24 protein-coding genes are annotated in these 26,531 nt (G+C 57.2%); 7 read left to right on the top strand and 17 right to left on the bottom strand.

Features of this window, described 5'->3' with window-relative positions:
* Positions 1 to 36 precede the first annotated feature (36 nt).
* Positions 37 to 741: a pirin family protein gene (locus FHW04_RS18045; protein ID WP_031376381.1), complete on the bottom strand. Its 705-nt coding sequence runs from the start codon at positions 739 to 741 to the stop codon at positions 37 to 39.
* A gap of 129 nt (positions 742 to 870) precedes the next feature.
* Between FHW04_RS18045 and FHW04_RS18040 the strand changes: the two genes are divergently transcribed.
* The gene (locus FHW04_RS18040) at positions 871 to 1,770 is read left to right on the top strand and encodes a LysR family transcriptional regulator (RefSeq protein ID WP_089561921.1); all 900 of its coding nucleotides are present in this window, start codon (positions 871 to 873) and stop codon (positions 1,768 to 1,770) included.
* 37 nt (positions 1,771 to 1,807) lie between these two features.
* Here the strand turns inward: FHW04_RS18040 and FHW04_RS18035 are convergent, their stop codons facing one another.
* The 11 genes from FHW04_RS18035 to pmbA form a co-directional block, all read right to left on the bottom strand.
* On the bottom strand, positions 1,808 to 3,718 hold the full coding sequence (locus FHW04_RS18035; protein ID WP_089561920.1) for a BglG family transcription antiterminator: 1,911 nt from the start codon (positions 3,716 to 3,718) through the stop codon (positions 1,808 to 1,810).
* A 126-nt stretch (positions 3,719 to 3,844) separates the two neighbouring features.
* Positions 3,845 to 4,585, bottom strand: a complete 741-nt coding sequence (dagF, locus tag FHW04_RS18030; protein WP_031376384.1) for a 2-dehydro-3-deoxy-phosphogluconate aldolase — start codon at positions 4,583 to 4,585, stop codon at positions 3,845 to 3,847.
* On the bottom strand, positions 4,582 to 5,703 hold the full coding sequence (locus tag FHW04_RS18025; RefSeq protein WP_046289267.1) for a DgaE family pyridoxal phosphate-dependent ammonia lyase: 1,122 nt from the start codon (positions 5,701 to 5,703) through the stop codon (positions 4,582 to 4,584). The genes dagF and FHW04_RS18025 overlap by 4 nt, the downstream gene beginning before the upstream one ends.
* The gene (locus tag FHW04_RS18020) at positions 5,687 to 6,817 is read right to left on the bottom strand and encodes an amidohydrolase/deacetylase family metallohydrolase (RefSeq protein WP_031376385.1); all 1,131 of its coding nucleotides are present in this window, start codon (positions 6,815 to 6,817) and stop codon (positions 5,687 to 5,689) included. The genes FHW04_RS18025 and FHW04_RS18020 overlap by 17 nt, the downstream gene beginning before the upstream one ends.
* A 43-nt stretch (positions 6,818 to 6,860) precedes the next feature.
* Positions 6,861 to 7,502: a DUF4310 family protein gene (locus tag FHW04_RS18015; RefSeq protein WP_031376386.1), complete on the bottom strand. Its 642-nt coding sequence runs from the start codon at positions 7,500 to 7,502 to the stop codon at positions 6,861 to 6,863.
* A gap of 12 nt (positions 7,503 to 7,514) precedes the next feature.
* Positions 7,515 to 8,291, bottom strand: coding sequence for a DUF4311 domain-containing protein (locus FHW04_RS18010; protein ID WP_031376387.1), 777 nt, complete (start codon positions 8,289 to 8,291; stop codon positions 7,515 to 7,517).
* A 131-nt stretch (positions 8,292 to 8,422) separates the two neighbouring features.
* Positions 8,423 to 8,722 carry a DUF4312 family protein gene (locus tag FHW04_RS18005; RefSeq protein ID WP_031376388.1) on the bottom strand — a complete coding sequence of 100 codons (300 nt, stop codon included), beginning with the start codon at positions 8,720 to 8,722 and terminating at the stop codon, positions 8,423 to 8,425.
* A 2-nt stretch (positions 8,723 to 8,724) separates the two neighbouring features.
* Positions 8,725 to 9,087, bottom strand: coding sequence for an SFCGS family glycine-rich protein (locus tag FHW04_RS18000; RefSeq protein WP_089561919.1), 363 nt, complete (start codon positions 9,085 to 9,087; stop codon positions 8,725 to 8,727).
* A gap of 7 nt (positions 9,088 to 9,094) precedes the next feature.
* Positions 9,095 to 9,430, bottom strand: coding sequence for a glycine dehydrogenase (locus FHW04_RS17995; RefSeq protein ID WP_089561918.1), 336 nt, complete (start codon positions 9,428 to 9,430; stop codon positions 9,095 to 9,097).
* Positions 9,431 to 9,725: 295 nt separating this feature from the next.
* Positions 9,726 to 10,112 carry a cytochrome b562 gene (gene cybC, locus FHW04_RS17990; protein ID WP_031376391.1) on the bottom strand — a complete coding sequence of 129 codons (387 nt, stop codon included), beginning with the start codon at positions 10,110 to 10,112 and terminating at the stop codon, positions 9,726 to 9,728.
* A 67-nt stretch (positions 10,113 to 10,179) separates the two neighbouring features.
* Positions 10,180 to 11,520: a metalloprotease PmbA gene (gene pmbA / locus FHW04_RS17985; protein WP_089561916.1), complete on the bottom strand. Its 1,341-nt coding sequence runs from the start codon at positions 11,518 to 11,520 to the stop codon at positions 10,180 to 10,182.
* Between the two features lie 114 nt (positions 11,521 to 11,634).
* Between pmbA and yjgA the strand changes: the two genes are divergently transcribed.
* The gene (gene yjgA, locus FHW04_RS17980) at positions 11,635 to 12,177 is read left to right on the top strand and encodes a ribosome biogenesis factor YjgA (protein ID WP_031376393.1); all 543 of its coding nucleotides are present in this window, start codon (positions 11,635 to 11,637) and stop codon (positions 12,175 to 12,177) included.
* Positions 12,178 to 12,658: 481 nt separating this feature from the next.
* Here the strand turns inward: yjgA and mpl are convergent, their stop codons facing one another.
* Positions 12,659 to 14,011 (bottom strand): UDP-N-acetylmuramate:L-alanyl-gamma-D-glutamyl-meso-diaminopimelate ligase, encoded by a 1,353-nt coding sequence (mpl, locus tag FHW04_RS17975; RefSeq protein WP_031376394.1) that lies wholly within the window; start codon positions 14,009 to 14,011, stop codon positions 12,659 to 12,661.
* Between the two features lie 168 nt (positions 14,012 to 14,179).
* Between mpl and fbp the strand changes: the two genes are divergently transcribed.
* A complete protein-coding gene (gene fbp / locus FHW04_RS17970) occupies positions 14,180 to 15,187 on the top strand; it encodes a class 1 fructose-bisphosphatase (RefSeq protein WP_031376395.1) in 1,008 nt (335 codons plus the stop codon).
* 194 nt (positions 15,188 to 15,381) lie between these two features.
* On the opposite strand, the gene FHW04_RS17965 is transcribed toward fbp, so the two are convergent.
* Complete coding sequence (locus FHW04_RS17965; protein ID WP_089561915.1) at positions 15,382 to 16,941, bottom strand: methyl-accepting chemotaxis protein; 1,560 nt, start codon at positions 16,939 to 16,941, stop codon at positions 15,382 to 15,384.
* 171 nt (positions 16,942 to 17,112) lie between these two features.
* Between FHW04_RS17965 and FHW04_RS17960 the strand changes: the two genes are divergently transcribed.
* From FHW04_RS17960 to ppa, 3 genes are all read left to right on the top strand, one after another.
* Positions 17,113 to 17,523 carry a lysozyme inhibitor LprI family protein gene (locus FHW04_RS17960; RefSeq protein WP_031376397.1) on the top strand — a complete coding sequence of 137 codons (411 nt, stop codon included), beginning with the start codon at positions 17,113 to 17,115 and terminating at the stop codon, positions 17,521 to 17,523.
* 63 nt (positions 17,524 to 17,586) lie between these two features.
* Positions 17,587 to 18,036, top strand: coding sequence for a DUF441 domain-containing protein (locus FHW04_RS17955; RefSeq protein WP_031376398.1), 450 nt, complete (start codon positions 17,587 to 17,589; stop codon positions 18,034 to 18,036).
* A 100-nt stretch (positions 18,037 to 18,136) separates the two neighbouring features.
* The gene (gene ppa, locus FHW04_RS17950; protein WP_031376399.1) at positions 18,137 to 18,667 is read left to right on the top strand and encodes an inorganic diphosphatase; all 531 of its coding nucleotides are present in this window, start codon (positions 18,137 to 18,139) and stop codon (positions 18,665 to 18,667) included.
* Between the two features lie 59 nt (positions 18,668 to 18,726).
* Here the strand turns inward: ppa and FHW04_RS17945 are convergent, their stop codons facing one another.
* From FHW04_RS17945 to tamA, 3 genes are read right to left on the bottom strand one after another with little or no spacing between them, the layout of a single operon-like run.
* Positions 18,727 to 19,080, bottom strand: a complete 354-nt coding sequence (locus FHW04_RS17945) for a gamma-glutamylcyclotransferase family protein (protein WP_031376400.1) — start codon at positions 19,078 to 19,080, stop codon at positions 18,727 to 18,729.
* Between the two features lie 2 nt (positions 19,081 to 19,082).
* Positions 19,083 to 22,853, bottom strand: coding sequence for an autotransporter assembly complex protein TamB (gene tamB / locus FHW04_RS17940; protein WP_089561914.1), 3,771 nt, complete (start codon positions 22,851 to 22,853; stop codon positions 19,083 to 19,085).
* On the bottom strand, positions 22,850 to 24,565 hold the full coding sequence (gene tamA / locus FHW04_RS17935; RefSeq protein WP_176035892.1) for an autotransporter assembly complex protein TamA: 1,716 nt from the start codon (positions 24,563 to 24,565) through the stop codon (positions 22,850 to 22,852). The genes tamB and tamA overlap by 4 nt, the downstream gene beginning before the upstream one ends.
* Before the next feature lie 521 nt (positions 24,566 to 25,086).
* Here tamA and FHW04_RS17930 point away from each other — a divergent pair.
* A complete protein-coding gene (locus tag FHW04_RS17930; RefSeq protein WP_031376402.1) occupies positions 25,087 to 26,409 on the top strand; it encodes a hemolysin family protein in 1,323 nt (440 codons plus the stop codon).
* Positions 26,410 to 26,531: the final 122 nt, after the last annotated feature.

Raw genomic sequence — 26,531 nt, 5'->3', positions numbered from 1 at the left:
AAGGCGGCCATGGCCGCCTTTTTTATGGCTGAATCATCAGACCGGGATATCAATAATTAACGCCCGGGTGGCCGTTTTCGCCGTCAGCCTGAGCTGCTGTTCTTCCTGCAAAAATGCCCCATCACCACAGCCGAGTTTTTCCTGATACTCGGTACCAGAGACAGCGTCCAGCGAGCCATGAATCGATTGCAGATAGGCGCGCGGACCGTGTAACTGCATCGAATGCTGTTCACCGGGTGCCAGTTCCACCTGATGAATCCACACCTGCTGGCGCAGTTGCAGACTGCCGTCCGCGCCGTCTGGCGAGGCCAGCAACTGGGTGGTTTGCCCTTCTGACAGCGCGATTTTCTGCATCCGTGGGTTTTCCCGCTCCGGACAGGCGGCCAGCCACAGTTGCATCCGCGTCAGCGGGCGCTCTTTACTCAGGTTGATCTCGCTGTAACTCACGCCCGGCTGAGCAGAGAGCAGCAGCGCTTCCCCTTCACGTACGGTGATGTGGTTGCCCTCGCTGTCGCGGTATTCCGCTTCACCCTGCAGCACGATGTTCAGCACATCGACCTGCGGATAGGTGCGCGGCTGAAAAGCGGCGCCCGGTGCCAGCACTTCCTGGTTGAGTACCCGTAGCGAGGCATAACCCATCAGTTTAGGATCAAAATAGTGGCCAAAAGAGAAACTGTAGCGCGCCTGCAACCAACCGAAATCGGCCTGACCACAAGCGGACGCACTGCGTGTTGTTATCATTGTTTACCTCCAGCATCCGGTGGCGAGGATCGGCCACGGACTTTATGCCCATATGGTAAAAGTCTGGACGCCGGATTGTTAGCCAGTTAATCTGCCTGGCATGTTCAAATTTCCTGACAGAGAACCGGGATGGCTAAAGAGCGTGCGTTAACCCTTGAATCTTTACGCGTTATGGATGCAATTGATCGACGCGGAAGTTTTGCAGCAGCCGCTGACGAGCTGGGCCGGGTGCCCTCCGCTCTCAGCTACACCATGCAAAAACTGGAAGAGGAGCTGGATGTGGTGCTGTTTGACCGTTCCGGCCACCGCACCAAGTTTACCAACGTGGGACGCATGCTGCTGGAGCGTGGCCGGGTGCTGCTGGAAGCGGCCGATAAGCTGACCACCGATGCGGAAGCACTGGCGCGCGGCTGGGAAACCCATCTGACCATCGTTACCGAAGCGCTGGTGCCGACCGAGGCGCTGTTTCCGCTGGTGACGCGGCTGGCTGACAAAGCCAATACCCAGTTTTCGCTGGTCACTGAAGTGCTGGCTGGCGCGTGGGAACGGCTGGAACAGGGACGGGCCGACATTATGATTGCCCCCGATCTGCATTTCCGCGCTTCGACCGAGATCAACACCCGCAAGCTTTACACCATGATGAGTGTTTATGTCGCCAGCGCCGACCACCCGATTCATGACGAGCCCGAACCGCAGTCTGAAGTGACGCGCGTGAAATATCGCGGTATTGCAGTGGCGGATACGGCGCGTGAGCGCCCGGTTCTGACCGTACAGTTGCTGGATAAGCAACAGCGCCTGACCGTCAGCAGCATGGAAGACAAACGCCGGGCCTTGCTGGCCGGGCTGGGCGTCGCCACCATGCCCTATTCGCTGGTTGAGCAGGATATTGCCGAAGGCCGTCTGCGGGTGGTGAGTCCGGAATATACCCGTGAGGTGGATATTATTATGGCGTGGCGTCGTGACAGCATGGGTGAAGCCAAAGCCTGGTGCCTGCGCGAGATACCGCGCCTGCTGGCGAAAAAGAACTGACTCTCTCCCCGCGCTGCCGGGGAGCATCCCTTCACTCTTATAACCGGCTGAGACAGTCGATCGCCACCGCCTTAAAGCAGGCGAAGTCCGTACTGTCACGCAGCCGGCTCATCGCCCTTTCGCGCAGAAACGTCACGAACAGATCGTAGATCGCCATCGCTTCTTCATATTCACTTTTGCTGATTGCCAGCAGAAAAATCACGTAGGCGGTGTCGTCTCCCCAGGCAATGCCGTGCGGTGCCAGCACGGTATAGACCACGGTTTTCTTCGCCAGCAGCCCCAGCGAGTGCGGCAGCGCAATGCCTTCGCCCAGCATGGTGCTGACAATCGCTTCGCGCTCCTCTACCGACGGATAAAATGCTGAATCAACATACCCTTCCGCTTCCAGCTGGTCACAGAGTTGCCGAAACAGTTCAGACTGCGTCATCGGCCGGTCAACAATGTGAAAATGCTGAGCATCAAAAAATTTAGCCAACATGTAAGGCCGGGTGCGATCCACCAGTACCAGCTTGCCTATCTGCTCCAGCTGGAAACCGGTCGGGAACGGCGACATCACCACCACCGGCTTCTCTTTTTCGCTGAGGCGAATGGTTGAGATGACGAAATCCTCATCAATCCGGCTGCGCGCCTCATATTCCCGCTGCGACAATCGCGCCGTCACCTGCAGCTGCGGATACCTGCGTAGCAGCATCGCCTCGATCATGCGTAAGGTTGAATTACCACTGTCGCACACCAGCAGCACCTGCGGATGGCGCTGATAGCCGACATCATAATGCCGCTCCAGCCCGACGCCGATATGCAGCACCAGAAAGCCGATTTCGTTTTCGCTGATTACGTAAGGAGTATATTTGCCCCAGCTGGTTACCGCCGCCAGCGTGACGTCATAGGCCATCGGATAGTGCTGTTTGATGTTGCTCAGCAGCGGATTAGGAATGTGAATCTGGTAGCGCACCCGGGTGATCATGGTTTTGATATGGGTGAGCAGATCGGCACGCAGCTGCTGGTCGTTTTGCAGGTTGAAGTTGTAATGGGTGTTGATAAAACTCAGCAGATAATCGACCAGGGCGTCGGCATCATCGGCATTGATGGCGCTGGGGGCGATCGCCTGGATACGGCGCGCGGCGATATTCACCCGCAGCCAGTTCTCCTCAGCGGGCGAGATCGGTTTGCTTACCAGCGGCCGCATCAGGTTAATCAGCTGGTGCGCCGCTTCCCGCACCTCGTCGCCAATCTCTTCAGCGCCGGGATCGTTGAGCGGATAGCCCTCACTGATGCGCCGAACCGCCACGGCACAGTAGAGCCGCAGGTAACGTTCGCCTTCATCACTGATGCGGATGTTGTGTTGGGCAAAGCAGCTTTGCAACAGCGGACGCAGCGTATCGAGCATGCCGCTGTTTAACGCTTCGATCGTCAGCAGCGGGCTGTCCGGCTGCGCCTGATCGATCTCCCACAGCAGATCGGTCAGGCAGGTACGGATCGCCACTTCGCTGCCAAACAGCTTCATGCCGTAGTGCGGTTTGCTCTCGATCGTCAGGTGATAGCGACCCAGCCACTCCCGCACTTCCGCCATATCATTTTGTAACGTGGCGCGGCTGACGAACCACTCTTCCGCCAGCTCCTCAAGCTTGATCGAATAGGCCGCGGTGAGAAACCGGGTCAGTAAATAGCGCACACGATCCGGCGAAGTACGCGGCACCCGCAGCGGCGATGCGGTCTGCTGTTGCAGGTGCTGGAAACGCTGAGCATCCTCAATCTTCAACTGGTAACCTGCGCCGCGGTTCAGGATAAACTGCGCGCCGTGCTGCGCCAGCAGCGCATTCAGCGAGGTGATATCGGTGCGTACGGTGCGCGTCGACACGGCAAAACGCCGCGCCAGTTCATCCTGGGGCAGCGTTTCGTTTTGCAGGGCATCAAACAGTTGCGCAAGGCGCTGATTGGGAAATCTCACGATGGTTTACCTGTTGCTGCGGTTGGAAAAAAGCCGGGATTCAGCAGTCAGCCTACGGGGATAGTGGGGCAACGTCCATGTTGTCTGACGCCCACCCGGTTAGCGGCGGGCGTCTGGCAAAGATCCTCAGGCCAGCAGCTTTTTACAGATTGCCAGCAGTTGCTGCACATCTTCAATACGGGTTTCACCGCTGGCTTTATCAATGATCGAACTGTAGACGTGCGGGATCACTTTACTGACGCCAGCCTCCAGCGCGATACGAATGATCTGCTCAACGTTATCCAGATCGATACCACCGGTTGGCTCCAGCCAGAAATCCTGTCTGGCGCAGGCTTCCGCCACCGCACGATATTCATCAATCGTCTGCAGGCCGCCCATCGGGAAGTACTTCACCGAGCTGCCACCCATGTCCTGCAGCATGGCGATGGCGGTGCCGATCGGAACGATCGCGTCGTCGCTTTTTGCGCTGCGGGGTCCGGTGGAGATTTTTACCTTGCCCGGCGTGCCGGTGGGCGAGATCAGACCATTGACCACCGTCTGCGACTGACCCAGCAGCGCACGGCTGGTGGCGACGCCAGTGAACACCTGGTTCACATGCTGCGGTTGCAGTACGGCCGAGATCTCACTCACCATCTGCGACTGACCCGGATCGCCCGCTCCCAGGCCGACCGACAGCGCATTATCGATCAATGCGGCATATTCCCGCATATCAGCGATCGCTGCCTCATTACTGGCGTAGTTTTTTGACAGCACCCCGACCAGCACGTGTCCTTCCGCCGCCTGCCAGATGGCGCGTGCATTCTCTTTCGATCCTGCCAGCACGTTAAGGCACAGGCGATCCTGATAAAAATTAGGTGTCAGCGTCATGCGTTTTTCTCTCCGGTTAACAGCGCCTGAATACGGGCAAAAATGGTCTGCAACTGATCGGCGCTGACGCTACGCACGTCCGCCTCAATGATCCCTTCGTTAGCTTTGTAGCCGCGAAAATAGATGGCGGTGTCACCCTTTTTCAGCGCCTGCACCAGATCGCCGGTACGCTGCTGGATCGTCGCCTCATCAAAGGCGATCTCGGCACGGGCGATATCCCGTCCCGCCGCATCCCACACTACCCGGGCAGTGACGCCTTTCAGTTGGTTAAGCTGGTTGATAAACGGCGTCATTTTTTCCACCATCTGCGCGCCGCTGATTTTCGGCTGCGTCAGATAGTTTTCAATGGCCTGCGTCAGGCCAAGAATGCCCTCTTTGCCGACTTTCATCGCACGGCCAATGCCGTTGGTCTGACGTTTCACCCACTCAACATAGTCATGACGGCCAATCACCAGCCCGCTGGTCGGGCCTTCGATCGCTTTTGCACCGCTGTAGATCACCAGATCCGCACCCGCCTGGTAATAACAGTGCAGATCTTCTTCTGCGGCCGCATCGACGATCAACGGTACGCCATGTTCACGCGCCACTGCCGCCGCCTGCGCCACGTCGAGGTGGCTTTTCTGCACGCAGTGATGCGATTTCACATAGAGGATCGCGGCAGTCTGTGGGGTGATCGCCGCTGCCAGCTGTGCTGGCGAACACTCATTGCTGTAGCCCGCTTCGACCAGCTGTCCGCCGCCCAGCGTCACCATGCTGCCGACCGGCGCACCGTAGTTAACGTTATGCCCTTTTGGTACCACAATCTGATGCGGCACGCTGAGCGGCGCCGCGTGCAGATTATCCAGCAGCCAGTGGTTATCTTTAACGATTACCGCCGCCACGCTCTGAGCGATGCCGGCTGAGGCGCAGGAAACCACCAGCGCATTCTCCACGCCAAGCAAACCGGCAATGTAGGCACCGGTCTTGTCCACCAGGTCCTTCATTTCGAAGTAGTGATCGAGTCCATATTTTACCGTATCGATCACATCAGAGGTCGGGGTTGAAACCCCAAGAATCGTCATACGGCCAGAGGCGTTAATCACCGGCTTCAGGCCATATTTTTCATATACCGAGCTCATTTGCTGCTCCTTCTTCTGTCGCGATCCACTGACCGGCGACCACTGCCGCCAGCGGGACCAGATGCTGCTCACCCGCCACCTGTTCACCTTCTGAATCGATAAACGGTCGGGTCTGTTGTTTGACGGTAAAAATGGTCAGGTCGGCGTCGTAACCTACCTCCAGCCGGCCTTTACGCGTCAGGCGCAGCGCGTCCGCCGCGTGGGCCGTGACGCAGTTAATCACCTGCGGCAGCGTCATGCCGACGCTGAAAAATTTCGACATCACGTGCGCCAGGTTGTGTACCGGACCCGCCAGCCGGTTGCGGCAATAGATGTCGGAGCTGATGGTGTCAGGCAGAATGCCCTGAGCGATGGCCACGCGGGCGACCTCAAAGCTGAAGCTGGCGCTGCCGTGGCCGACATCCAGCCTGACGCCACGAGCGATAGCCTGCTTTACCGCAGCCTTCAGTTCACCCTGCGGCGTCAGAATGCGGTTGGGTTTGCCGTTAAAACAGTGGGTAATGATGTCGCCGGAGGTCAGCAAATCGGCAATCTGCGCCAGATCGGGCGGATTGTTACCGATGTGAACCATCAGCGGCAGGCCGCCTGCTGCCTGCTGGATCGCTTTGGCTTTTACCAGCGGCTGAACACCGTTTTTGCCCACTACGCTGCTGCTGATGCGCGCCTTAAGGCCAACGATAAAATCGGGCAGTCGGGCCACCGCCTCTGCCACCGCCTGCTCGTCAATCTGCGTCATGTCAGCCAGTTCGTTCTGGGTGACAATGCCGGTGCGGGCGATGTTGATCAGCGCATAAACCTGGGTCTGAGCCGTGCGCGTCAGCTGATAGAAATCATCAATGTGCTGCGCGCCGGTGCTGCCGGCATCCACCACGCTGGTGACGCCATGACTGACGCCGATTGCATCCGCCTCATCATGATAAATCGGGGATTTCGGGTAGCAGTGGACGTGGGAATCGATCCAGCCGGCGCTGAGGTAGCAGCGGCCAGCCAGATCGCGCTCGCTGTGCGCCTGGCCCTTTACCTCGCCGATGGCGGCGATTTTGCCGTCCTGCAAGGCAATATCCACCACCTGCTCATCGCTGAGGCGTGCACGGCGAATAATTAAGTCGAACATGGTGACTCCTTAGCGGCGGCCCGCTGCCGGACCGCCGGTGACATCAGAGCGCAATCGGGAAAATCGCACCAAGGATCATCGCACCGAGAATAGCGCCGCCGGTAATGGGCTTGTTCCACAGGTAGAACAGTAACGCGCCCAGCAGCGAACCGAGGCCGATCGGAATGGAGGCGGCCATCGCTGACAGAATGATCAACGGCCCAAGGAAGCGGCCCGAGGTGTTACCGGCCCCCATCATCACGTCGGCTCCGTAGGTGGAGTCGCTCTGATTGATGGTGAATTTACGCGCCAGAATAATCAGGTAGCCAATCGCCACACCGATGACCAGACCGGTGACCAGCGAGGCGGCAAAGTTCGCGACCGGGAAGATGATGCCGGCACCCAGCAACAGCGCCGGAACGCCCAGCCCGACGCCGGTCTGAATCGCGCCGCCGATATCGAGAATACCGACCAGCGATCCTTCAATAATGCGGGCGAACAGAAAGCTGGCACCGAATGCGGCGACCGCGCCGTAGACGCCGGTCTCCATGCCAGCACGCAGCATCGAGACAAACGCCACCTCGTTGAAAGCGCCAATGCCATACAGGTAGTACATGTGTGTCCCGGCAAACACGCCGGATGAGAGCAGGCCAACAAAGATCGGGAAAGACCAGTCGGCGTACCAGAAGCCTTTATTTTCGTTCATCAGCATCGCCTCTTATTTGCCGCTTACTGAGTTATGAATCATCTCGAGCCAGCCAGGAATGCCGAGCTGGAAGGACTGCAACAGCTTCATGTCGAAGCCGCGGAAGAAACCGCTGAGGACAAACAGCAACACGATGGCGGTCATCATCACTTTGGTGACCTTGTTCCAGCCGCTCTCTTCCACGCCTTTGCCGATCAAAATACCCAGCACCAGTCCCGGCACGGCGTTACCCATAATCAGCTGCGCCAGGCCGCCAAAAATGGTGGCCCAGAAGCCCGATTTGCGGCCCGCATCAATCGCCGCCAGCCAGAAGATCACCGGCATTACGGTATTGACCAGCAGGTTAGCCGCTGGCACCAGCACCTTCACCGCGGTGACCTGCAGCGCGGCCGGTACGGCTGAGGCAGTAGAGTTGAGGAAGGCCACCACGATCATGCCGATGATGCCACAGGCGATAGCCATTTTTTTCGGGTCGTGCAGCGTTTCGGCCACATTGCGGTTTTTGATCATCAGCGCCGCGGCGCCCCAGTTTGGAATGATGCGGTGATCCACATCCTGCGTGAACGAACCGGCTGCAACAGAAGATGCCCAGGCGTTAAAGAAGAAGCCAAGACCAAAGGAGAAGTGAGAGGCTGGATCGCCTTCGCACGAGTTGAGTTCGCCCAATGTACGAAAGGCGCCCATCCCCTGGGTGGTCGGCGCGTGAAACATCCGCGCAGCGCCGGCACCGACGCCGACACCCACCAGCCCGCCAATGATCAACGACTTAAACAAAATGATTAAAAACATGTTGTTGTACCTTTGTTGTCGTTTTTACCCATCACGCGTCAGCCGTCGCCTGGCCGTAGCCTTGACCGCCGCGAAGCTGCGGCCAGCGCGCCGTCGGGCAACCGGCTTTCTGACATGAAAGGGCACTGTTTTTAAGGTGTCACCGTGAACGTGACCTGTTCGGTGTCGAAAACGGTGACGCTGACGGTGATCTCCAGCTCTACGCTGTAGGTCCGCCGTTGGCGCGCCAAAAAGAAGAACAGAAATTTTTCGGTTTTGACGCTCTCCCGTGCGTTCAGCACCCGGACATCCTCGGGCTCTATCCGCAGCAGAATTTTTTGCGTCGCGCGCAGAACCTGGTTCTGTACGCGACTCAGGGCATCCGCAAAGGCTTTCGCTTTGCTGTCGCCTTTTCCCTCTACCGTCACCTGCGTAACGTATTGTTGTTTCATGATCAGCTGCCGTACTTCTTGTTCCAGGCCTGCACCAGCCGTTCGCCCAGCTCTTCTTTATCCATGAAACCGAAACCCAGTACGGTAGCGCCCTCGTTGATGGCAGTGACGCCTTCATCGATCGACCGCATCCCGTGTTTCGCCTTGTAGCCATATTTGTTCTGTGCGGTGATGGCGCCTGCGCCGCCGCTGCCGCAGAAGGAGATACCGAAATCGGCATTTTCCGCCTTCATCACGTCGCCAAGCTTCATGTCTGCCGCCACGCCGGGTACCACCACCGCGCGTCCACCGGCTTTCTCGATACCTGCCGCAACTTTCTGCCCTTTACCTAAACGATCGCCAATCACTACGGTTACCATGTTCACGTCCTCTTCAGTTGTTTGATCGGGCGACTTCGATATGCACCGAGAGCAGCCATGCTTCTTCGCGTGGCAGATTGCCAAACAGATCCACTACCCGCTGCGCCAGCTGCAGCGTTTCCGGCGGGATATCCTCAAACAGCTCGGCTTCCACTTCTGGCAGCGGCTCACCGCTCAGGGAGCGGGATGCCATCGCACCGACATGTGACACCAGCATCTGCTGCTGGACCGCATTCGGCACAATGCCGTGCTGCTGGTAGATCGTCGCAATCTGCGCCATTACCCTGTCTGCCAGCTGCTGCACTTTCTCCGGTGGCGCGTCTTGCACCGGAACGCCGTTATTGCTCACCTTGCTACTCCTGTTAGACCGGATAATTCGCGTTGAAAATAAATTACCCCTGATAGCGATCTCTGTGGAGACGCAACATTTCCAGCACCAAGCGGAAATCGAGGTGAAGAGCGTGCGCCAGATCGCAGGCTGCACGTTTAATGCGACTCAGCGCCCAGAATGCGTTAAATGTGTGTAATGTCATCAGGATGCGCGCAGGCTGTGCGGTGACGTTCAGCGAGGTGAGCGGTAAAACGGTGAGTAATAAGCAGAAGTGATGATAAAAATCGCCGGTCGGGGGTGACCGGCGCGGGCGTTAACGGAATTTCTTATGGTTAGCGTTGCGGATGTCGTCAAACTTCGCCGCTTCGCGTTTCGCACCGTCGACGTTATTGGCTTTTGCCAGCGTACTGACCACATCAATCTGTGCAATCAGCGAGTCGATACCGGCGTGAAAATCTTTAACCTGTGCGCTGTCAGCCGGCTGGCCTTCCAGCTTGTCCGGCGTACCCTTACGCGCATCCTGCGCCGCGGCACGCATTTTGGTCAGCGCCTGCTGCATCTCCTGCGCATCGTCGGTTTTCTTGACGATCTTCAGGTTGGCATTCAGCGTATCCATATCCTGTTCCAGATCGGCCGCATAGAGGCTGACGCTGGAGAACAACAGAGAAGCAGACAACATTGCAATCACATGCTTACGCATCGCTCTTTCCTTTCTTATTGTGATGAAAAAAAAGCAGCCATCAGGCTGCTTTCAGAATCCATCTTTCTTATTGTCCCGCTATCTTCATTTCAGGCAGTAACACCGAACCGCACTGGATGTTGCTGCGGGTTTCGATGTCATCACCGACGGTCACCATGTTGCGCCACATCTCTTGCAGATTGCCGGCGATGGTGATCTCACTGACGGGATACTGAATTTCGCCATTCTCGACCCAGAAACCGGCCGCACCGCGCGAGTAATCGCCGGTAATGGCGCTGACGCCCTGCCCCATCAGTTCGGTGACCACTAAGCCGGTCCCCATCTGCTTCAGCAGGTCGTCAAAGCTGTGGCCCTGACCGGCGATGCACCAGTTATGGATGCCACCGGCATGGCCGGTGCTGGTCAGGCCAAGTTTTCGGGCGGAGTAGCTGGTCATTAACCAGGTTTGCAGCACGCCATCTTTAATGATGTCGCGCGCCTGGGTCCGCACGCCTTCGCTGTCGAACGGCGTCGACGCCAGACCTTTCAGCAGGTGCGGCTGTTCGTTAATCGTCAGCCACTCTGGCAGGATCTGCTGTCCCATTGAATCGAGCAGGAAGGTCGATTTGCGGTAGACGCTGCTGCCGCTGATCGCCCCGACCAGATGGCCGAACAGACCGGTTGCCACTTCAGCGGCAAAAATCACCGGCGCCTTCATGGTGGAAAGCTTACGCGGTGCCAGACGCGACAGCGTGCGACGCGCACATTCCGCGCCCACCCACTCCGGACTCTGCAAATCTTCAAATGCGCGGCCAATGGTGTAAGCGTAATCGCGCTCCATGTTGCCATCCTGCTCGGCAATCACGCTGCTGGAGAGCGAGTGACGGCTGGAGCAATAGCTCTGCAACATGCCGTGGCTGTTACCAAAGACTTTGATACCGACGTGGCTGTTGAAGCTGCCGCCTTCGGTATTGATGATGCGTTTGTCTGCCCGCAACGCCGCCTGTTCCGCCTGTGCCGCCAGCTCAATCGCGCGATCGGCATCGATCTCCCACGGATGATAGAGATCCAGATCGGGCGCGTCGTACGCCAGCAGGTCAGCATCCGCCGGACCGGCAAACGGATCGGGCGAGGTATAACGCGCAATATCGATTGCCGCCTGCACGGTGCGTTTAATCGCGTCCGGGCTGAGATCGGTCGACGAGGCGCTGCCTTTACGATTCTGATGATAAACGGTGATGCCAAGCGCGCCGTCGCTGTTGAATTCGACGTTTTCCACTTCACCGTAGCGGGTGCTGACGCCGATGCCAGTGGTTTTACTGACCGCCACTTCCGCGCTGTCAGTGCTTGCTTTAGCCAGTTCGAGCGCCTGCGCAATCGCCTGCTCTAACACTTTTCGCTGTTCTGCAACCTGAGTAGATACGTTCATCGACCTGCCGTCTAATCTTATGTATGTATGATTTGAGTCTATCAGAGTCAGAGAACAATTTCGCAGTCACCCGATAAACTGGTAGGATTAGCCTCTTTTTTTGGGAGTCCACTAATGACCAAACAGCCCGATGAGTGGCTCGACGATGTGCCAGATAATCATGAAGAAGAAGATGAAGAGATTATCTGGGTCAGTAAGAGCGAAATAAAGCGCGACGCTGAAGAGCTGAAACGCCTGGGTGCCGAACTGGTCGACCTGGGCAAAAATGCCCTTGATAAGATCCCGCTGGATGAGCGCCTGCGTGCCGAAATCGAACTCGCGCAGCGTATTAAGAAAGAGGGTCGCCGTCGCCAGTTGCAGCTGATTGGTAAAATCATGCGCAGCATGGACGTCGAGCCGATCCGCCAGGCGCTGGATAAGCTGAAGAACCGCCACAACCAGCAGGTTGCGCTGTTCCATAAGCTGGAGATGTTGCGTGACCGCCTGATTGAACAGGGCGATGACGCCATGACGGATGTGATCGCCCTTTATCCTCAGGCCGATCGTCAGCAACTGCGCAGCATGATCCGCAACGCGCAGAAAGAGAAAGCGGGCAACAAGCCGCCGAAATCTGCGCGACAGATCTTCCAGTATCTGCGCGAGCTGGCCGAAAGCTAAGCGATGTCGGGGCGGGCAGTTTGCCCGCCTGCAGGCAGCGTTACGCGACCCGATGCCGCTGTGCCATCACAGCCGGCGTTTACCGGCAGCGGCCGGACATCCGCGATTATCCCCAATCCTCTGCCGCGGTCCGACGCGCGCTTCCAGACCCCAGGATGCACGGCCATTCTCTGCATGCTCAGGCTACGGGTGAGTAAACGGTCGGGCATTGTCTTTGTCGGTCCGCTTATTTATCCCGCTCCGGCGCGCTTTCAGGCAGTTCGCTGCCGATCATTCTCACGACAGACGCCACATCACGCGCATTTGCTTCAGCTCAGGAGGCTATTCACCGCGCGCGGCGATAAGTTTCTGTTGCTGTACGGTGAAACGTTAAGGATGCCGTGGCGTGTGAAGTCAGGAGCGGTGAAGTCTGGCGGGAAATAAAATGCGGGCCGGTGTCAGGTTAAGGTAAAAAAAAGCGCCCCGGCGGGCGCTTGTTCTGTTAAGCCAGTTTATCGAGCAGCTTCTGATGAATGCCGCCGAATCCGCCGTTGCTCATCACCAGAATCGAATCACCCGGCTGCGCCGCTTTGGTAATCATCGAGACCAGCGTATCGATATCCGCGGTGGTGTGCGCCGGCTGCATACAGGCGTCAGCCACGTCTGAAACCTGCCACGGGATGTGGTGCGGCTGGAACAGGAAAACTTCGTCAGCACGCGCCAGCGACGGTGCCAGTTCGTTTTTATTCACGCCCATTTTCATGGTGTTCGATCGTGGCTCCAGCACCGCCAGAATTCGTGCCGTTCCGCCCACTTTGCTACGCAGCGCAGCCAGGGTCGCCAGAATCGCGGTCGGGTGATGCGCGAAATCGTCATACACTTTGATGCCGTTGACCTCGCCGCGCAGCTCCAGCCGGCGACGCGCGTTGATGAAGCTGTTCAGCGCCTGGCCGGCATCCTCCGGCTTCACGCCGACATGCCGCGCTGCGGCGATCGCCATCAGTCCGTTGTGCATGTTGTGCTCACCGACCAGCGCCCAGTTCACCTCGCCCACTCTGGCGCCATCAAGCCACACTTCCCAGTGCGACGCATCCGCCGTGAGTTTTTTCGCCTGCCAGCGGCCGTGTTCGCCGATACTCTCCTGCTCGCTCCAGCAGCCCATCGCCATCACCTGCCTGAGGTTGTGATCGTTTTCGGGCAGCAGGATCTTACCCTGCCCCGGCACGATCCGGATCAGATGATGGAACTGCTTCTGGATCGCCCGCAGATCGTCAAAAATATCCGCATGATCGAATTCAAGGTTATTGAGGATCAGCGTGCGCGGGCAGTAATGGACAAACTTGGATCGCTTATCAAAAAACGCGCAATCGTACTCATCCGCTTCGATCACGAAGAATGGACTTTTTCCTAATTTTGCCGAGACGTCGAAGTTTCCTGGCACACCACCAATAATGAAGCCTGGTTCCAGCCCGCAGGCCTCCAGAATCCACGCTGCCATGCCGGCTGTGGTGGTTTTGCCGTGGGTTCCCGCCACGGCCAGTACCCAGCGATCGCGTAGCACGAAGTCGTGCAGCCACTGCGGGCCAGAGAGGTAAGGAATGTTGCGTTCCAGAACGGCTTCCACACAAGGATTGCCACGCGTCATCGCATTACCGATGATCACTAAGTCCGGTGCCGGATCGAGCTGGCTTGCGTCATAACCTTCTGTTAATTCAATGCCTTGCTGCTCAAGCAGCGTGCTCATTGGCGGGTAAACGTTGGCGTCCGAACCGGTCACCTGATGGCCAAGCGAACGGGCCAGCATCGCCAGACCGCCCATAAACGTGCCACAAATCCCAAGGATGTGAATGCGCATAACGAGATCCATTACTCAAAAGTTCGGCGCACAGTGTAACGCTGCTCGCAGACGGAAGAAACGGATTAGGACTATGGTTTTTGAAGTTCAATCGGCTAAACTGCGTACGCATACGTTGGCAGACTGTTACGCATGCTGCCACTCCATCGAAGATTCAGGGAATGTGTTATGAAAACGTTAGGCGAATTTATCGTCGAGAAGCAACACGACTTTCCGCACGCCACAGGTGAACTGACGGCGCTGATTTCAGCCATCAAGCTGGGTGCCAAAATTATCCACCGCGACATTAACAAAGCCGGTTTAGTGGATATTCTCGGTGCCAGTGGGGTTGAGAATGTTCAGGGTGAGCAGCAGATGAAATTGGATCTGTTCGCCAACGAAAAACTGAAAGCGGCATTGAAAGCCCGTGGCATCGTCGCCGGTATCGCGTCTGAAGAAGAGGACGAGTTCGTTATCTTTGAAGGTGAGGAAAACGGTAAATACGTGGTGTTGATGGATCCGCTGGATGGGTCGTCGAACATCGACGTTAACGTTTCTGTCGGTACTATCTTTTCTATCTATCGCCGCGTCAGTGAGCCGGGTACGCCGGTTGTCGAAGCTGACTTTATGCAGCCGGGCAACAAGCAGGTCGCTGCCGGTTACGTGGTGTACGGTTCGTCAACCATGATGGTCTACACCACCGGTGCAGGCGTGCATGCGTTCACCTACGATCCGTCGCTGGGCGTTTTCTGCCTGAGCCACGAGCGCATGACCTACCCGGAAACCGGTTATACCTATTCGATTAACGAAGGTAACTACATTCGTTTCCCGCAGGGCGTGAAGAAATACCTGAAGTTCTGTCAGGAAGAGGATATTGCTACGCACCGTCCTTACACTTCCCGCTATATCGGATCGCTGGTGGCCGATTTCCACCGTAACCTGCTGAAGGGCGGCATCTACCTCTACCCAAGCACCGCCAGCCATCCGCAAGGTAAGCTGCGTCTGCTGTATGAGTGCAACCCGATGGCGTTCCTCGCGGAGCAGGCAGGCGGTAAGGCCAGCGATGGTCAGAAACGTATTCTGGATATCCCGCCGGTCACGCTGCATCAGCGCTGCCCGTTTTACTGCGGTAACGAGGCGATGGTCAACGACGTTGAGCGTTTCCTGGGCGAATTCCCGGATTGCCGCCAGGGCTAATCTGACGACAATCAAAGGGCGCGAATATCGCGCCCTGACGTTATTAAACAGGCCCTGGCTCAGGGAGCAAACGTCCTCCGCAAAGACGCAAAAATGCCATCCGTGGCCCGCGATGCTTTGCTACTGACGTGTGCTCCCATCACATTGAGTTGGTCTGCTGTCTGAGGGCGCGAATATCGCGCCTTTTTTTGCTTTCAGACCGGCTGCAAGCGGAACTGCGCCATGGTCGCCTGTAGCTGACCGGACTGGGCCTCCAGCGACTGGGTCGCCGCAGTTGCCTGCTCCACCAGCGCGGCGTTCTGCTGTGCGGCTTCATCCATCTGCGTTACTGCCAGGTTGACCTGCTCAATGCCGCGGCTCTGCTCGTCAGAGGCCATTGAGATCTCTTTCATCAGCGCGGTGACGCGCATCACCTCACCTGAAATTTCATCCATGGTTTCCCCGGCACGCGTCGCCATCTCGCTGCCCTCTTTGACCCGCGTCTGCGAATCCCCGATCAGCGTACGGATCTCTTTGGCGGCGTTGGCGCTGCGCTGCGCCAGGGTGCGCACTTCATTGGCAACCACCGCGAAACCGCGGCCCTGTTCACCGGCGCGCGCCGCTTCAACCGCTGCATTAAGTGCCAGGATATTGGTCTGGAAGGCGATACCGTCGATTACGCTGAGAATGTCGCCGATGCGATTGGCGCTGTCGGTGATCTCATGCATTTTCTCCATCACGTAGCACACCACTTCAGCGCCGCGATCGGCGGTATCTGACACCGCATTCGCCAGCTGATGTGCCTGCTGCGCGTTGCTGGCATTGAGCCGCACCGTTGCGGTTAACTGCTCCATGCTGGCTGCAGTCTGCTCCAGCGAGGCTGCGGACTCTTCGGTGCGCTGCGACAGATTGACGTTGCCCGCGGCCAGTTCACGGCTGCCGATGTCGATTTGCAGGCTGGCTTCCCGCACCTGGCTGACCGAGGCGCGCAACGCCTGCTGCATCTCTGCCAGCGCATGGTTGAGCCGTCCCAGTTCATTGTTACCGGCTGCCGGTAGGGTTTGTGATAAGTCGCCAGCGGCAACCTGTTCGAGATGCACAATGGCGTTGTTAAGCGGCTGAAGTAGCATCCGGCGCAGCAGCTGCCAGGCGAGCACCAGCAACAGCAGCGTCAGCACCACCGCAACGGCGATCAGAACTTTCATTTTGGTTTCGTTATAGGCCGCCTGAGCCAGCTGCGCGGCGGTTACCTGATTGGCGTACTGGCCGAAATCATCCACCGCTTTGCTGTAGCGGGCAGCCAGTGAGGCCAGGTTGCCCTCCAGCAGCTGGTAATATTCGTCGGTATATTGCTTATCCAGCGCGCTCATCATTGGCCGGATTCCCTGCTCAAGATAGGCTTTGTAGCTGCCTGCCACCGCATCCGCCAGCTTTTTGCCGTGTGCCGTGACCGTGCCCGCATCAATAAAACGCTTCAGGTTCTGCTGTGATGTCAGCACATCGGCCTGTGCCAGCTTAGTGACGCCGGCCCCCTCTTCCAGCAAACCAATTTCAATTTTTCTCACCGCCAGCGCCGCGTTGGCGCGGGCGCGCATTAAATCCGCGTTGCTCTGATACAGGCTGTTCAGCTCAACTCCCTGAATGCGATTAATTACATCCAGCGACCGGTTCCCTTTGTTAATTGCCACGATACCCATAAAACTCACCGCCAACAGCAGCAGTGTCATAAATGCCAGCAATGCCAGCAACCCCGTGCGAAGTGATAACTGTTTCATCTTGATAGTTTCCGTGTATGAGAAAAGGCGAAATTTCCAGCGGCCCTAAAACGGAACAGGTATCGGCCATCACCCCGCTAAACTTTAACCTTAATGAATGGTTATCGACTTGATCATCACGGAGACATCTATCAAGCTGGACGCCGCTTATCAGTTACCCGGGGAAGAATAATGAAAACAGGATGGCTTCTGGCCCTGCTGTTGGCCAGCGACGTGGCAATGGCGCAGGATCGGCCGGCGGATGCCGCTCTGGCGCACTGCCTGAACGGCGCATCGACCACCCTTGCGATGAATCAGTGTTATGCCGCAGCCAGTAAAGCCTGGGATCAGGAGATGAATAATCAGTATGGCAAACTGATGAACCGGTTAACCGGCGAGCCTAAAAACAGCTTACGTCAGGCCCAGCGTGCCTGGCTCAGCTACCGTGACAGCTGGCTGGCGGCCAGCCGCAGTCAGCTCAGCGCGCAGGGCACGCTCGGCAGCGTGGCGCTGAGTGCGCAGAGCGTCAGCCTGGTGCGTAACCAGGCGCTGATGTTGCAATCGCTGAGCACCGGCAGCTGCGCTAATCCGGATGATTGTTGATTACCACCCGTTTATGCGCTGGCTGAAGTCCTCAGCGCATCCATTCATTTTCAGGGAGAAACCATGGCTGCTTATGCCTCGACCATTATTCTGATCTGCCTCGCCATTCTGAGTTATTTCGTTCACAACAACGCCGTCACCATCTCCATTCTGGTGCTGCTGGCGATCAAGATTACGCCGCTGGCGCAATTTTTCCCCTATGTAGAGAAGCAGGGCATTACCTTAGGCATCATTATCCTGACCGTGGCGGTGATGGCGCCGCTGGCCAGCGGATCGCTGCCCGCCTCAACCTTGCTCAAATCCTTTGCCAACTGGAAGTCGATCGTGGCGATTCTGGTCGGCATTTTTGTCGCCTGGCTGGGCGGTCGCGGCGTTAACTTTATGAGCGTTCAGCCCTCGGTCATTGGCGGGTTATTGATTGGTACGGTGATTGGCGTGGCGTTTTTCCGCGGCGTGCCGGTCGGACCGCTGATTGCAGCCGGAATTGTTTCGCTGTTTGTCGCGGCAAAGTAGCGTTAGGGTGCATTCCGAAACGCCAAAAAGAGGGCATACTTTCAGAGTCAGTTGGCTATAATAGCCGACACTCAACATACGACTACTGAAGGAATGCCCGATGAGTTTGAACCAGGTGCCAGCAGGTAAAGACCTGCCAGAAGATATCTACGTAATCATTGAGATCCCGGCCAATGCCGATCCGATCAAATATGAAGTTGATAAAGAGTCTGGTGCCCTGTTTGTAGACCGCTTCATGTCTACCGCCATGTTCTATCCGTGCAACTACGGCTACATCAACCACACCCTGTCACTGGATGGTGATCCGGTTGACGTGCTGGTCCCAACGCCATACCCGCTGGAGCCAGGTTCTGTGATCCGCTGCCGTCCGGTTGGCGTGCTGAAAATGACCGACGAGTCTGGCGAAGATGCCAAACTGGTTGCGGTTCCGCACACCAAACTCTCTAAAGAGTACGATCACATTAAAGATGTGAACGACCTGCCAGAACTGCTGCGCGCACAGATCACCCACTTCTTTGAACATTACAAAGATCTGGAAAAAGGCAAATGGGTGAAAGTGGATGGCTGGGATAATGCCGAAGCTGCTAAAGCCGAAATCATCTCCTCTTACGAGCGCGCACAGAAGAAGTAATTCTGCTGTCAGCCGATAAGTCGAAAAAAAAACACCGTCCAACTGGACGGTGTTTTTGTTCAGGCCTCTGGCTCTTCATCACGCTTTAGCCAGTCCCCGCTCATGATACGCTGGCGTCCTGCCACTGAGCGTTGATAAACATAAAGCCATGCGCTGCCAAACGGCGTCTGAATCAGATGACGTTTGTACTCCCCTCCCTTGGTGCGTAACGCATCCAGCTCGCCAAGGGTGGAGGCATCAATGCGGTACACTTCACACTGCACCGCTCCATTGCCTTCAATCACGCCGGGATAATGTCCCAGACTGTAGAGCTCAAAGCCCTCAATCTGGAAATCACCCAGCCATTGCGCATTCGTCATCCAGTGACTGTTTCCCTGTTTGCGCCGTAAACTGCCGTAGACAATTATTCGCATTGCTAAAACTCAAACTGATAGAGCAAATCGAGAGCCTGATCCACACCGGACACGGCTTCCAGATAGAGTTTAGGCATCAGGCGGTAACGCAAGGTTAACGTCGCCAGTGAATCAAATATGCCAACACCGTATTTTACCTGCAGACCCGGTAGTACATAGCCGCTGACCTGCACCTGCTGGCTGTCGCCAACACCGGCAGTATCAAGGGCCAGATTACTGACACCGAATGTCTCGCCGATTTTACCCACAACCTGCCCACTTTGTGCAACCCCTAAGCCAACAAGCGCTGAGGTTAACGCGTTACTGTCGCCGTCGCTGCCGAGTCCCTGACCGCGCAGCAGGTAAGAGAGCGCTTCCTGTTGCGACATCGCCGGATCGGAGAAGACTTCAGCTTTTGGCTCGTCTGCCAGGCCGGTGACGCGCAGTCCGGCGGTGACATCATCTTCAGTCGCCTCCGGGTTACGGATCGCTTCAAGGTTGATGTAAGGCTGGTCAGGCGGTCCGGCAAACTGTAGCTCGCCCTTACGCACAATCAGATCCTGGCCATAGGCGTGGAAACGGCCGGAAGGAATATTGATCTGGCCGTTGAGGCCGAGGCCGGATTTGTCCTGCACCAGTTTGAGATCGCCATTGAGCTTCGCTTTCAGTCCGAACGCGGAGAGCCGCACATCATTACCGACGTGGATCACCAAATTGCTGTTGATTGGAATGGCGGCGGTTTGCGGCTGAATCGGCTTGAGGTTCTGATCCAGCATCACTTCATCCGAAGAGACGCCGGTGGCGCTTTCCGGCACTTCCTGCACCGTGATGCGCGCCCAGGGAACATCCACCCGGCCCGACAGGTTAAATGCCGCAGGCGTGGCTTCAAACACCAGATCCGGCGAGACATCCATCCGCACCATCGGCGGCACCGTTACCCGGACCCGGCTGCCCTGCGCCGCTACACGTGCACGCCAGTTATCAAGCTGGCTCCAGTCGGCGTTACCGTTGAGGTTGATGTTGCCCTGCGCGGTCTGAATCAGCCCGTTGAGGGTCGAACTCATGCCGTTAAACACCAGATTGAGGTTGGCGGCGGTCAGATCGACCGGCATGAAGCTGCCATCAACATCGACATCAGACAGGCCGAGCTGACCAAACACCTGCGGCTGCTGCACGCTGCCCGCCAGCCGTAAACTGCTGTTCAGGTTGCCTTTGATCTTCTCGCCCTGCATCAGTGCCGGGTTCAGCATCGCCAGCGACAGATTGCGGATATTGACGTTGCCGCCCAGCGTGCGGCGGTTTTCCGGATCGGTGATCTGGACGTTACCATCCAGCTGACCGTTGTTGGCGATGCGGATCAGCCAGTCGAGCTGCGCACGGCCGTCACGCAGCGCCGCATTCAGGTTCAGGGTATCGAAGGCGACGGGCAGCGTATTGCCCTGCACATCCTGCTGAACTTTGACGCCGTTACCCTTCAGCGACACCGTACCGGTTGGCAGGCCTTCGCCGGCACGCCAGTTAACCCGCACGTCACCGCTGAATACGCCGCTGAGCTGGGTCGCATCAGGCATAAACGGTTTAACCATCGCCAGATCAAAGCGATTCAGTACCACGTGCGCCTTGCCGCTCGGACCGGCTTCCACCGGTTCCGGTACGCAGAGCTGGGCATTCGGGTTCTGCCAGCAGTGCGGCCCGATGGTGGCGGTCTGTTTGCTATTGAGGTAGTCGATAGCCATCGCCCGCGTCAGTCGCCATTCTCCTACCGGGGTATCGAAGCGGGTATTGTTCAGTTCGCCTTTCCAGCGCTGCGCCTGGCGGTCAAAGCTGCCGTTCAGCGCCAGCTGACCTGACACCGGCTCGCCCTGCACATTGAGCTTCAGCTGATGCTGATGCTCGTTGCCGTCGGCATTCAGGGTCAGCAGGTTAATGCTGAGCGCATCCTGCTTCAGCTGTTCGACGCGCAACTGCAGCTTGCCGGCCACCTGCTCGCCGGAGCGGACATCACCGTTCAGCGTGACGCGGTTAATCTGCATCTGCTGCCAGCGCAGGCCACGGGCATTGAGATCGGCCAGCAGCTGCGGCGCGCTCAGGGTGCCACGCGCTTTAATCGTGCCGTTGACCACGCCGCCCAGGCCCGGCAGCGCATTGTCGAGCTGAGGCGCGTCGATGCTGGCATCAAGATCCAGCTGCTCACCCAAAGCGCCCTTCACATCCAGATGATTACGACCCAGCGCCAGTTTAATGCCGGGTATCTTCCACTGGTTGTAGCTGTTGCCGGTGAGCGAGCCATCCGCCGTGACCGCATTCTGCTTCACATTCCCTTTCAGCTGTAGCTGCGGCACGCTTAACTGCCAGCTTCCGCCGTAGAGACTGCCGCGGGTAGTAATTTTGCCATCCAGCCGGGCGGGCCAGTCGGGATACTGCTGAGCGGTATTGATGCCGGCCAGCGTCAGTTCACTGCGCCAGCTGATCGCCTTACTCCAGTCGACCAGCGCAGTCAGATCGATATTGCCCTGCAATGCCGCGATGCGCAGTTTATCGAGGCTGAACTGCTCGACGTTACCTTTACCCGTCAGTGAAATGTTCGCCGGCGGCACCGTTTCCCCTTTCACCGCGGTACGCAGCGACATGACGTAGTCGGTCGCTTTGCCTTTGAACTGGTAGTCGAGGTTATCGGCCTGGTACTGCACCGCACCGGTTAAAGGCCAGCGCAGCTGTGGGCTGGTGAGCCGCAGCGACAGCGGCAAACCCGCCACCGCCAGCTGGGTAGTAGCATCGAGCTGTGCTTTCACCGGACCGGAAAGGTTGAGCGCCAACTTCAGCTCATCGCGCATGGCACCGTTAAGCTTCAGCGCGATTTTTTCGCCTTTGATCGGATCGGTATTCACGTCACCGTTAAGGGTGAAATCGACCGGCCAGTTATCCGCCAGCGTGGCCTGGCCGCTGCCGTTCAGCTTGCCGAGGTTCGAGTCCACCTCCAGCGTGCTGAGCTGCATCTGGCGGTCAGCGGTTTTGGCTTTCAGCAGCAGCCGACCGATCGCAATGTCGGTGTCGCCGGTGATGCGCAGCTGTTCGCCAAGGATCTGCTGCACATCAATATCCAGCGGCAAGCGGAAATCGGGTAACGCCGGCAGCAGCGGTTGCGCGAACATCGCCTGCAGGGTTTCACCCAGCGGCTTCTCCGCCGGTTTCGGCTGCTGCACTTTCGGTTGTACCACCTGCTCATCAGCAACCTGCGCCGCTTTCGGCAGGGCAATCAGCAGGCTTTGAATATGGGTCGGATTAAGCGTCAGCGCGCGATCCTGCCACTGCAGGCCGGTGGTGAAATCCAGCAGCGAGATGGCGGTGTCATCAACTTTCACATTGATATTGTGCAGGCCGAGATGCCGCAGGGTGATTGGATAAGGCGTGCTGAGGTTGGCGTTGCCGCTCTCCTCTTCCGGCGGCGGCTCGCTGGCCGGCGTCATTTTCTTACTGTCGACCACCACGCTGATATCGCTCAGCGAAACATCGTTCACGCAGACCGATGAGTGCAGCAGACAGTTGAGATCGACGGCGAGGTGAATCTGACCGGCATCGACGCTGACGCCGGGCATCTCATAACGCAATCCGCTCAGGGTCAGATTACGCCAGCCACCATCGACCTGCTTGATCGATAAGCCCGGCACCCAGCGTGAGGCACCGTTTAGCAGCAGATGTAAACCGGGCGTGGTGCCGACTAAAAACGCCACGCCGCCTAATAGCAGCACCAGAAAAATCAGAATGCCGATCAGGACCTTTTTCCACAGCTTCATAGTTCAGGCCCCAGTCCTATGTAAAATTGCAATCCATGTTCCTCGTCATCCCCAATCGGTCGGGCGATATCCAGCTTGATCGGCCCCACCGGTGAAGACCAGCGCACGCCGAAGCCGGCGCCGGTTTTAACATTACTCTGTTTGATATCGTTGACCGCTTCGCCCGAGTCGACAAAGACCGCTCCCCACCATTTGCCGCTGACGTTGTACTGATATTCCAGCGATCCGGTGGCGAGCTTAGAGGCACCGGTCAGTTTGCCGTCCTCATCGCGTGGTGAGATATCTTTGTATTTGTAACCGCGAATGCTGCGGTCGCCGCCCGCGAAGAAGCGGAGATCCGGCGGGACTTTTTCGAAGTCGTTGGTTTCGATCCAGCCGAGATTGCCGCGCGCGACAAAACGGTGTTTATCACCGAGCGTGCGGATCCAGACGTTCTGCGCCTGCAGAATCAGGAAATCGACATCCGAACCCCAGGTGGTATCAGAAACATCCACCGAGTAGCGCTGTGTGTCGCCCCAGGTCGGCATTAAGCCGCCGCGTGAGCGGGTTCGGTTCACGCTGACGCCAGGATAGAGCAGCATGGTGGTGTTGGTGACGCTGCCCTGGGTAAAGTGGTCCAGGCTCCAGCGCAGGTTAATCGCTTTCTGCCAGCCACTGCTGCTGTCCCAGTTGCGCGACATCGCCAGCGTGGTGGTATCGGCTTTGGTATCGTTGAGGTCGGTGCGCTTCAGGCCACCGGAGAAGGTGTAATACTGCTCCAGCGGGCTTTTCAGCAGCGGAACTTTATAGCTCAGATCGACCTGCTGCTCCGGCGCTGAAACGTAGGCGCTGGCTGCCAGACTGTGGCCGCGATCGTTGATCCACGGTTTTTTCCAGGTGCCTTTCAGGCGCGGTCCGACATCCGTCGAGTAGCCTACCCCGGTTTCAATGGTGTTTTCGGTACGCGGTGACATCACCGCATTGAGCGGCAGAACTTTGGTTTCGCGGCCCTGTTTAAACTCCGGGGCCACTACCACTGAGTTAAACCAGCCGGTGGCGGAGAGACGGCGGTTCAGCTCGGCTAAATCGCGGGAGGTGTAATAGTCGCCCTGCTTAAAGGGCACCAGATTTTGCAGATACTCCTCGCGAATTTGCGAGCCTTCAAAGCTGACATCGCCAAAGCGGTAACGCTGACCACTGTCGTAATCAATATCCCAGAACGCTTCGCGCCGTTCGACCGATACGCCTAACTGGCTTTTCTTAAAGTTGCCATCGAAGTAACCATTGCGCAGAGCAAGATTAGAAAAACCACTTTTGAATTTATCATACTGACCGTGGTTAAGCTGGGTGCCTACTTTGGGCCGTCCCTGCGCTACCCAGGCTTTATAGTCGGCATCGTTACGCGCATCGCCTTCTATGACGATGCTGCTGCCGCCAATTTTAACCGGTTCGCCGGGCGTGACCCGCGCCACCAATACCGGACGACCGCCTTTTGGCGGCGCAGGACGGGATTCAAAGTCAATCTCCGGCTCATAATAGCCGAGCGCGCGCAGCCCCTCTTTTATCGCTACCGAAACGCGTGCGCGAAAGCGGCCGTCGTTCGAGACTTCATCGTTGCCGATGGTCGACAGGCGCGCCCTGACGTTTTTTTGCAAATCCCCGGTTAAACCTTCTACCTGTAATCGTACCGTTGCCGCCTCAAGGGCGGGCGCGGCAAGCAGCAGGCTGGCCATGCAATAAACATGAAATCGTGGCACCTGTACTCCTGTTAAACATGCCGGCCCCTTTTCCGCGGGGCACTTATTAATCATCTTTGCCTGCGCTAGCGCGACGGCAACACCCTCATAATAGCCGCACTTTATGCTAATCGGCGGCGTAAAATCGACTTCTAAGTCAAATGCCCGGTTATTGTCGGTAAATGACGCGGGCGATACAACCGCTGTGGAGAGGAATGATTGTCGCCGCTGGCTTCACTCGGATTAATCTGAACCAAGACCGCGCCGGACCGGCCAGCTCTCCGCGCGTCAACAGGGCGTTTGCCCTCTGGCGGCCCGGTGATAGCACCTGCTATAATCTGCCACCACAGGCATTTCGCCTGTTTTCATTTCTGCCCCGACATTGTCCTTTCCTGTCGAACTGGCGCAGACATTTTTGGCACGGATAGCCCTGTTTGACGGGTAAGCAGATCAGTTACGATCTCACCTGTACGCTGCCCAGGCCAAAAATGACAAGTGGATAACCCTTTGGATCTCTTATGTTAGATAGCTTACTTGTCATCCTGTTACTGATCGTAATCAGTGCATTTTTTTCCCTGTCGGAAATCTCGCTGGCGGCCGCCCGCAAGATCAAACTCAAACTGCTGGCGGATGAGGGCAATATCAACGCGCAACGCGTGTTGAAAATGCAGGAAACGCCGGGCATGTTCTTTACCGTGGTGCAAATTGGTCTGAACGCCGTGGCTATTCTCGGCGGTATTGTCGGCGATGCGGCTTTTTCGCCGGCGTTCAGCAGCCTGTTTAACCGCTTTGTCGCACCAGAACTGGCGGAGCAGCTCAGTTTCATCTGCTCGTTCACCATCGTCACCAGCCTGTTTATCCTGTTCGCCGACTTAACGCCAAAACGGGTCGGTATGATCGCCCCGGAAACCATCGCTCTGCGCATCATTAACCCTATGCGCTTCTGCCTGCTGTTAATGCGTCCGCTGGTGTGGCTGTTTAACGGTCTGGCTAACGTCTTCTTTCGCATCTTCAAACTGCCGATGGTGCGCAAAGACGATATCACCTCTGACGATATCTATGCGGTGGTGGAGGCCGGTGCGCTGGCCGGGGTGCTGCGGAAACAGGAACATGAGTTAATCGAGAACGTGTTTGAACTGGAGTCACGTACCGTTCCATCGTCGATGACCTCACGCGAAAACATCGTCTGGTTTGACCTGCATGAAGATGAAACCAGCCTTAAAACCAAAATCGCCCAACATCCACACTCTAAATTCCTGGTGTGCAGCGGCGATATCGATCATATCGTCGGTTACGTTGACTCAAAAGAACTGCTGCTGCGGGTGCTGGGAAATCAGAGTATGGCGCTGAACAGCGGCTTGCAGATCCGTTCTGCGCTGATTGTGCCGGATACGCTTACGCTGTCTGAAGCGCTGGAAAGTTTCAAAACCGCCGGTGAAGACTTCGCGGTGATCATGAATGAATATGCGCTGGTGGTTGGCATCATCACCCTGAATGACGTGATGACCACGCTGATGGGCGACCTGGTCGGTCAGGGCATGGAAGAGCAGATTGTGGCGCGTGATGAGAATTCATGGCTGGTGGAAGGCGGTACGCCGATTGATGATGTGATGCGGGTACTGGACATCGATGACTTCCCGCAGTCAGGCAATTACGAAACCATCGGCGGCTTTATGATGTATATGCTGCGTAAAATTCCCAAGCGTACCGACTTCGTGAAGTTTGCCGGTTATAAATTTGAAGTGGTGGACATTGATAGTTACCGCATCGACCAGTTACTGGTGACCCGCATTGATGAGCGGCCGCCGGTGCTGAATATGACCAAGAGCGAAGAAGAGTAGAATGGCTAAGCGCCTGGCCTGTCAGGCGTAATGGTTGCAGGCAGTCTGGACAGGGACAGCGCGGAGCAAGCAGGGGTACAGGTAGTACGTGAGGATTGTGAGCATGACCGGCGCTCAGACTG

The sequence above is a fragment of the Pantoea sp. AN62 genome, assembly GCF_050432985.1.
GTDB lineage: Bacteria > Pseudomonadota > Gammaproteobacteria > Enterobacterales > Enterobacteriaceae > Pantoea > Pantoea brenneri.
Note: the sequence above shows the minus strand (reverse complement) of the source record. Positions and strands in the feature narration are given on the sequence as shown.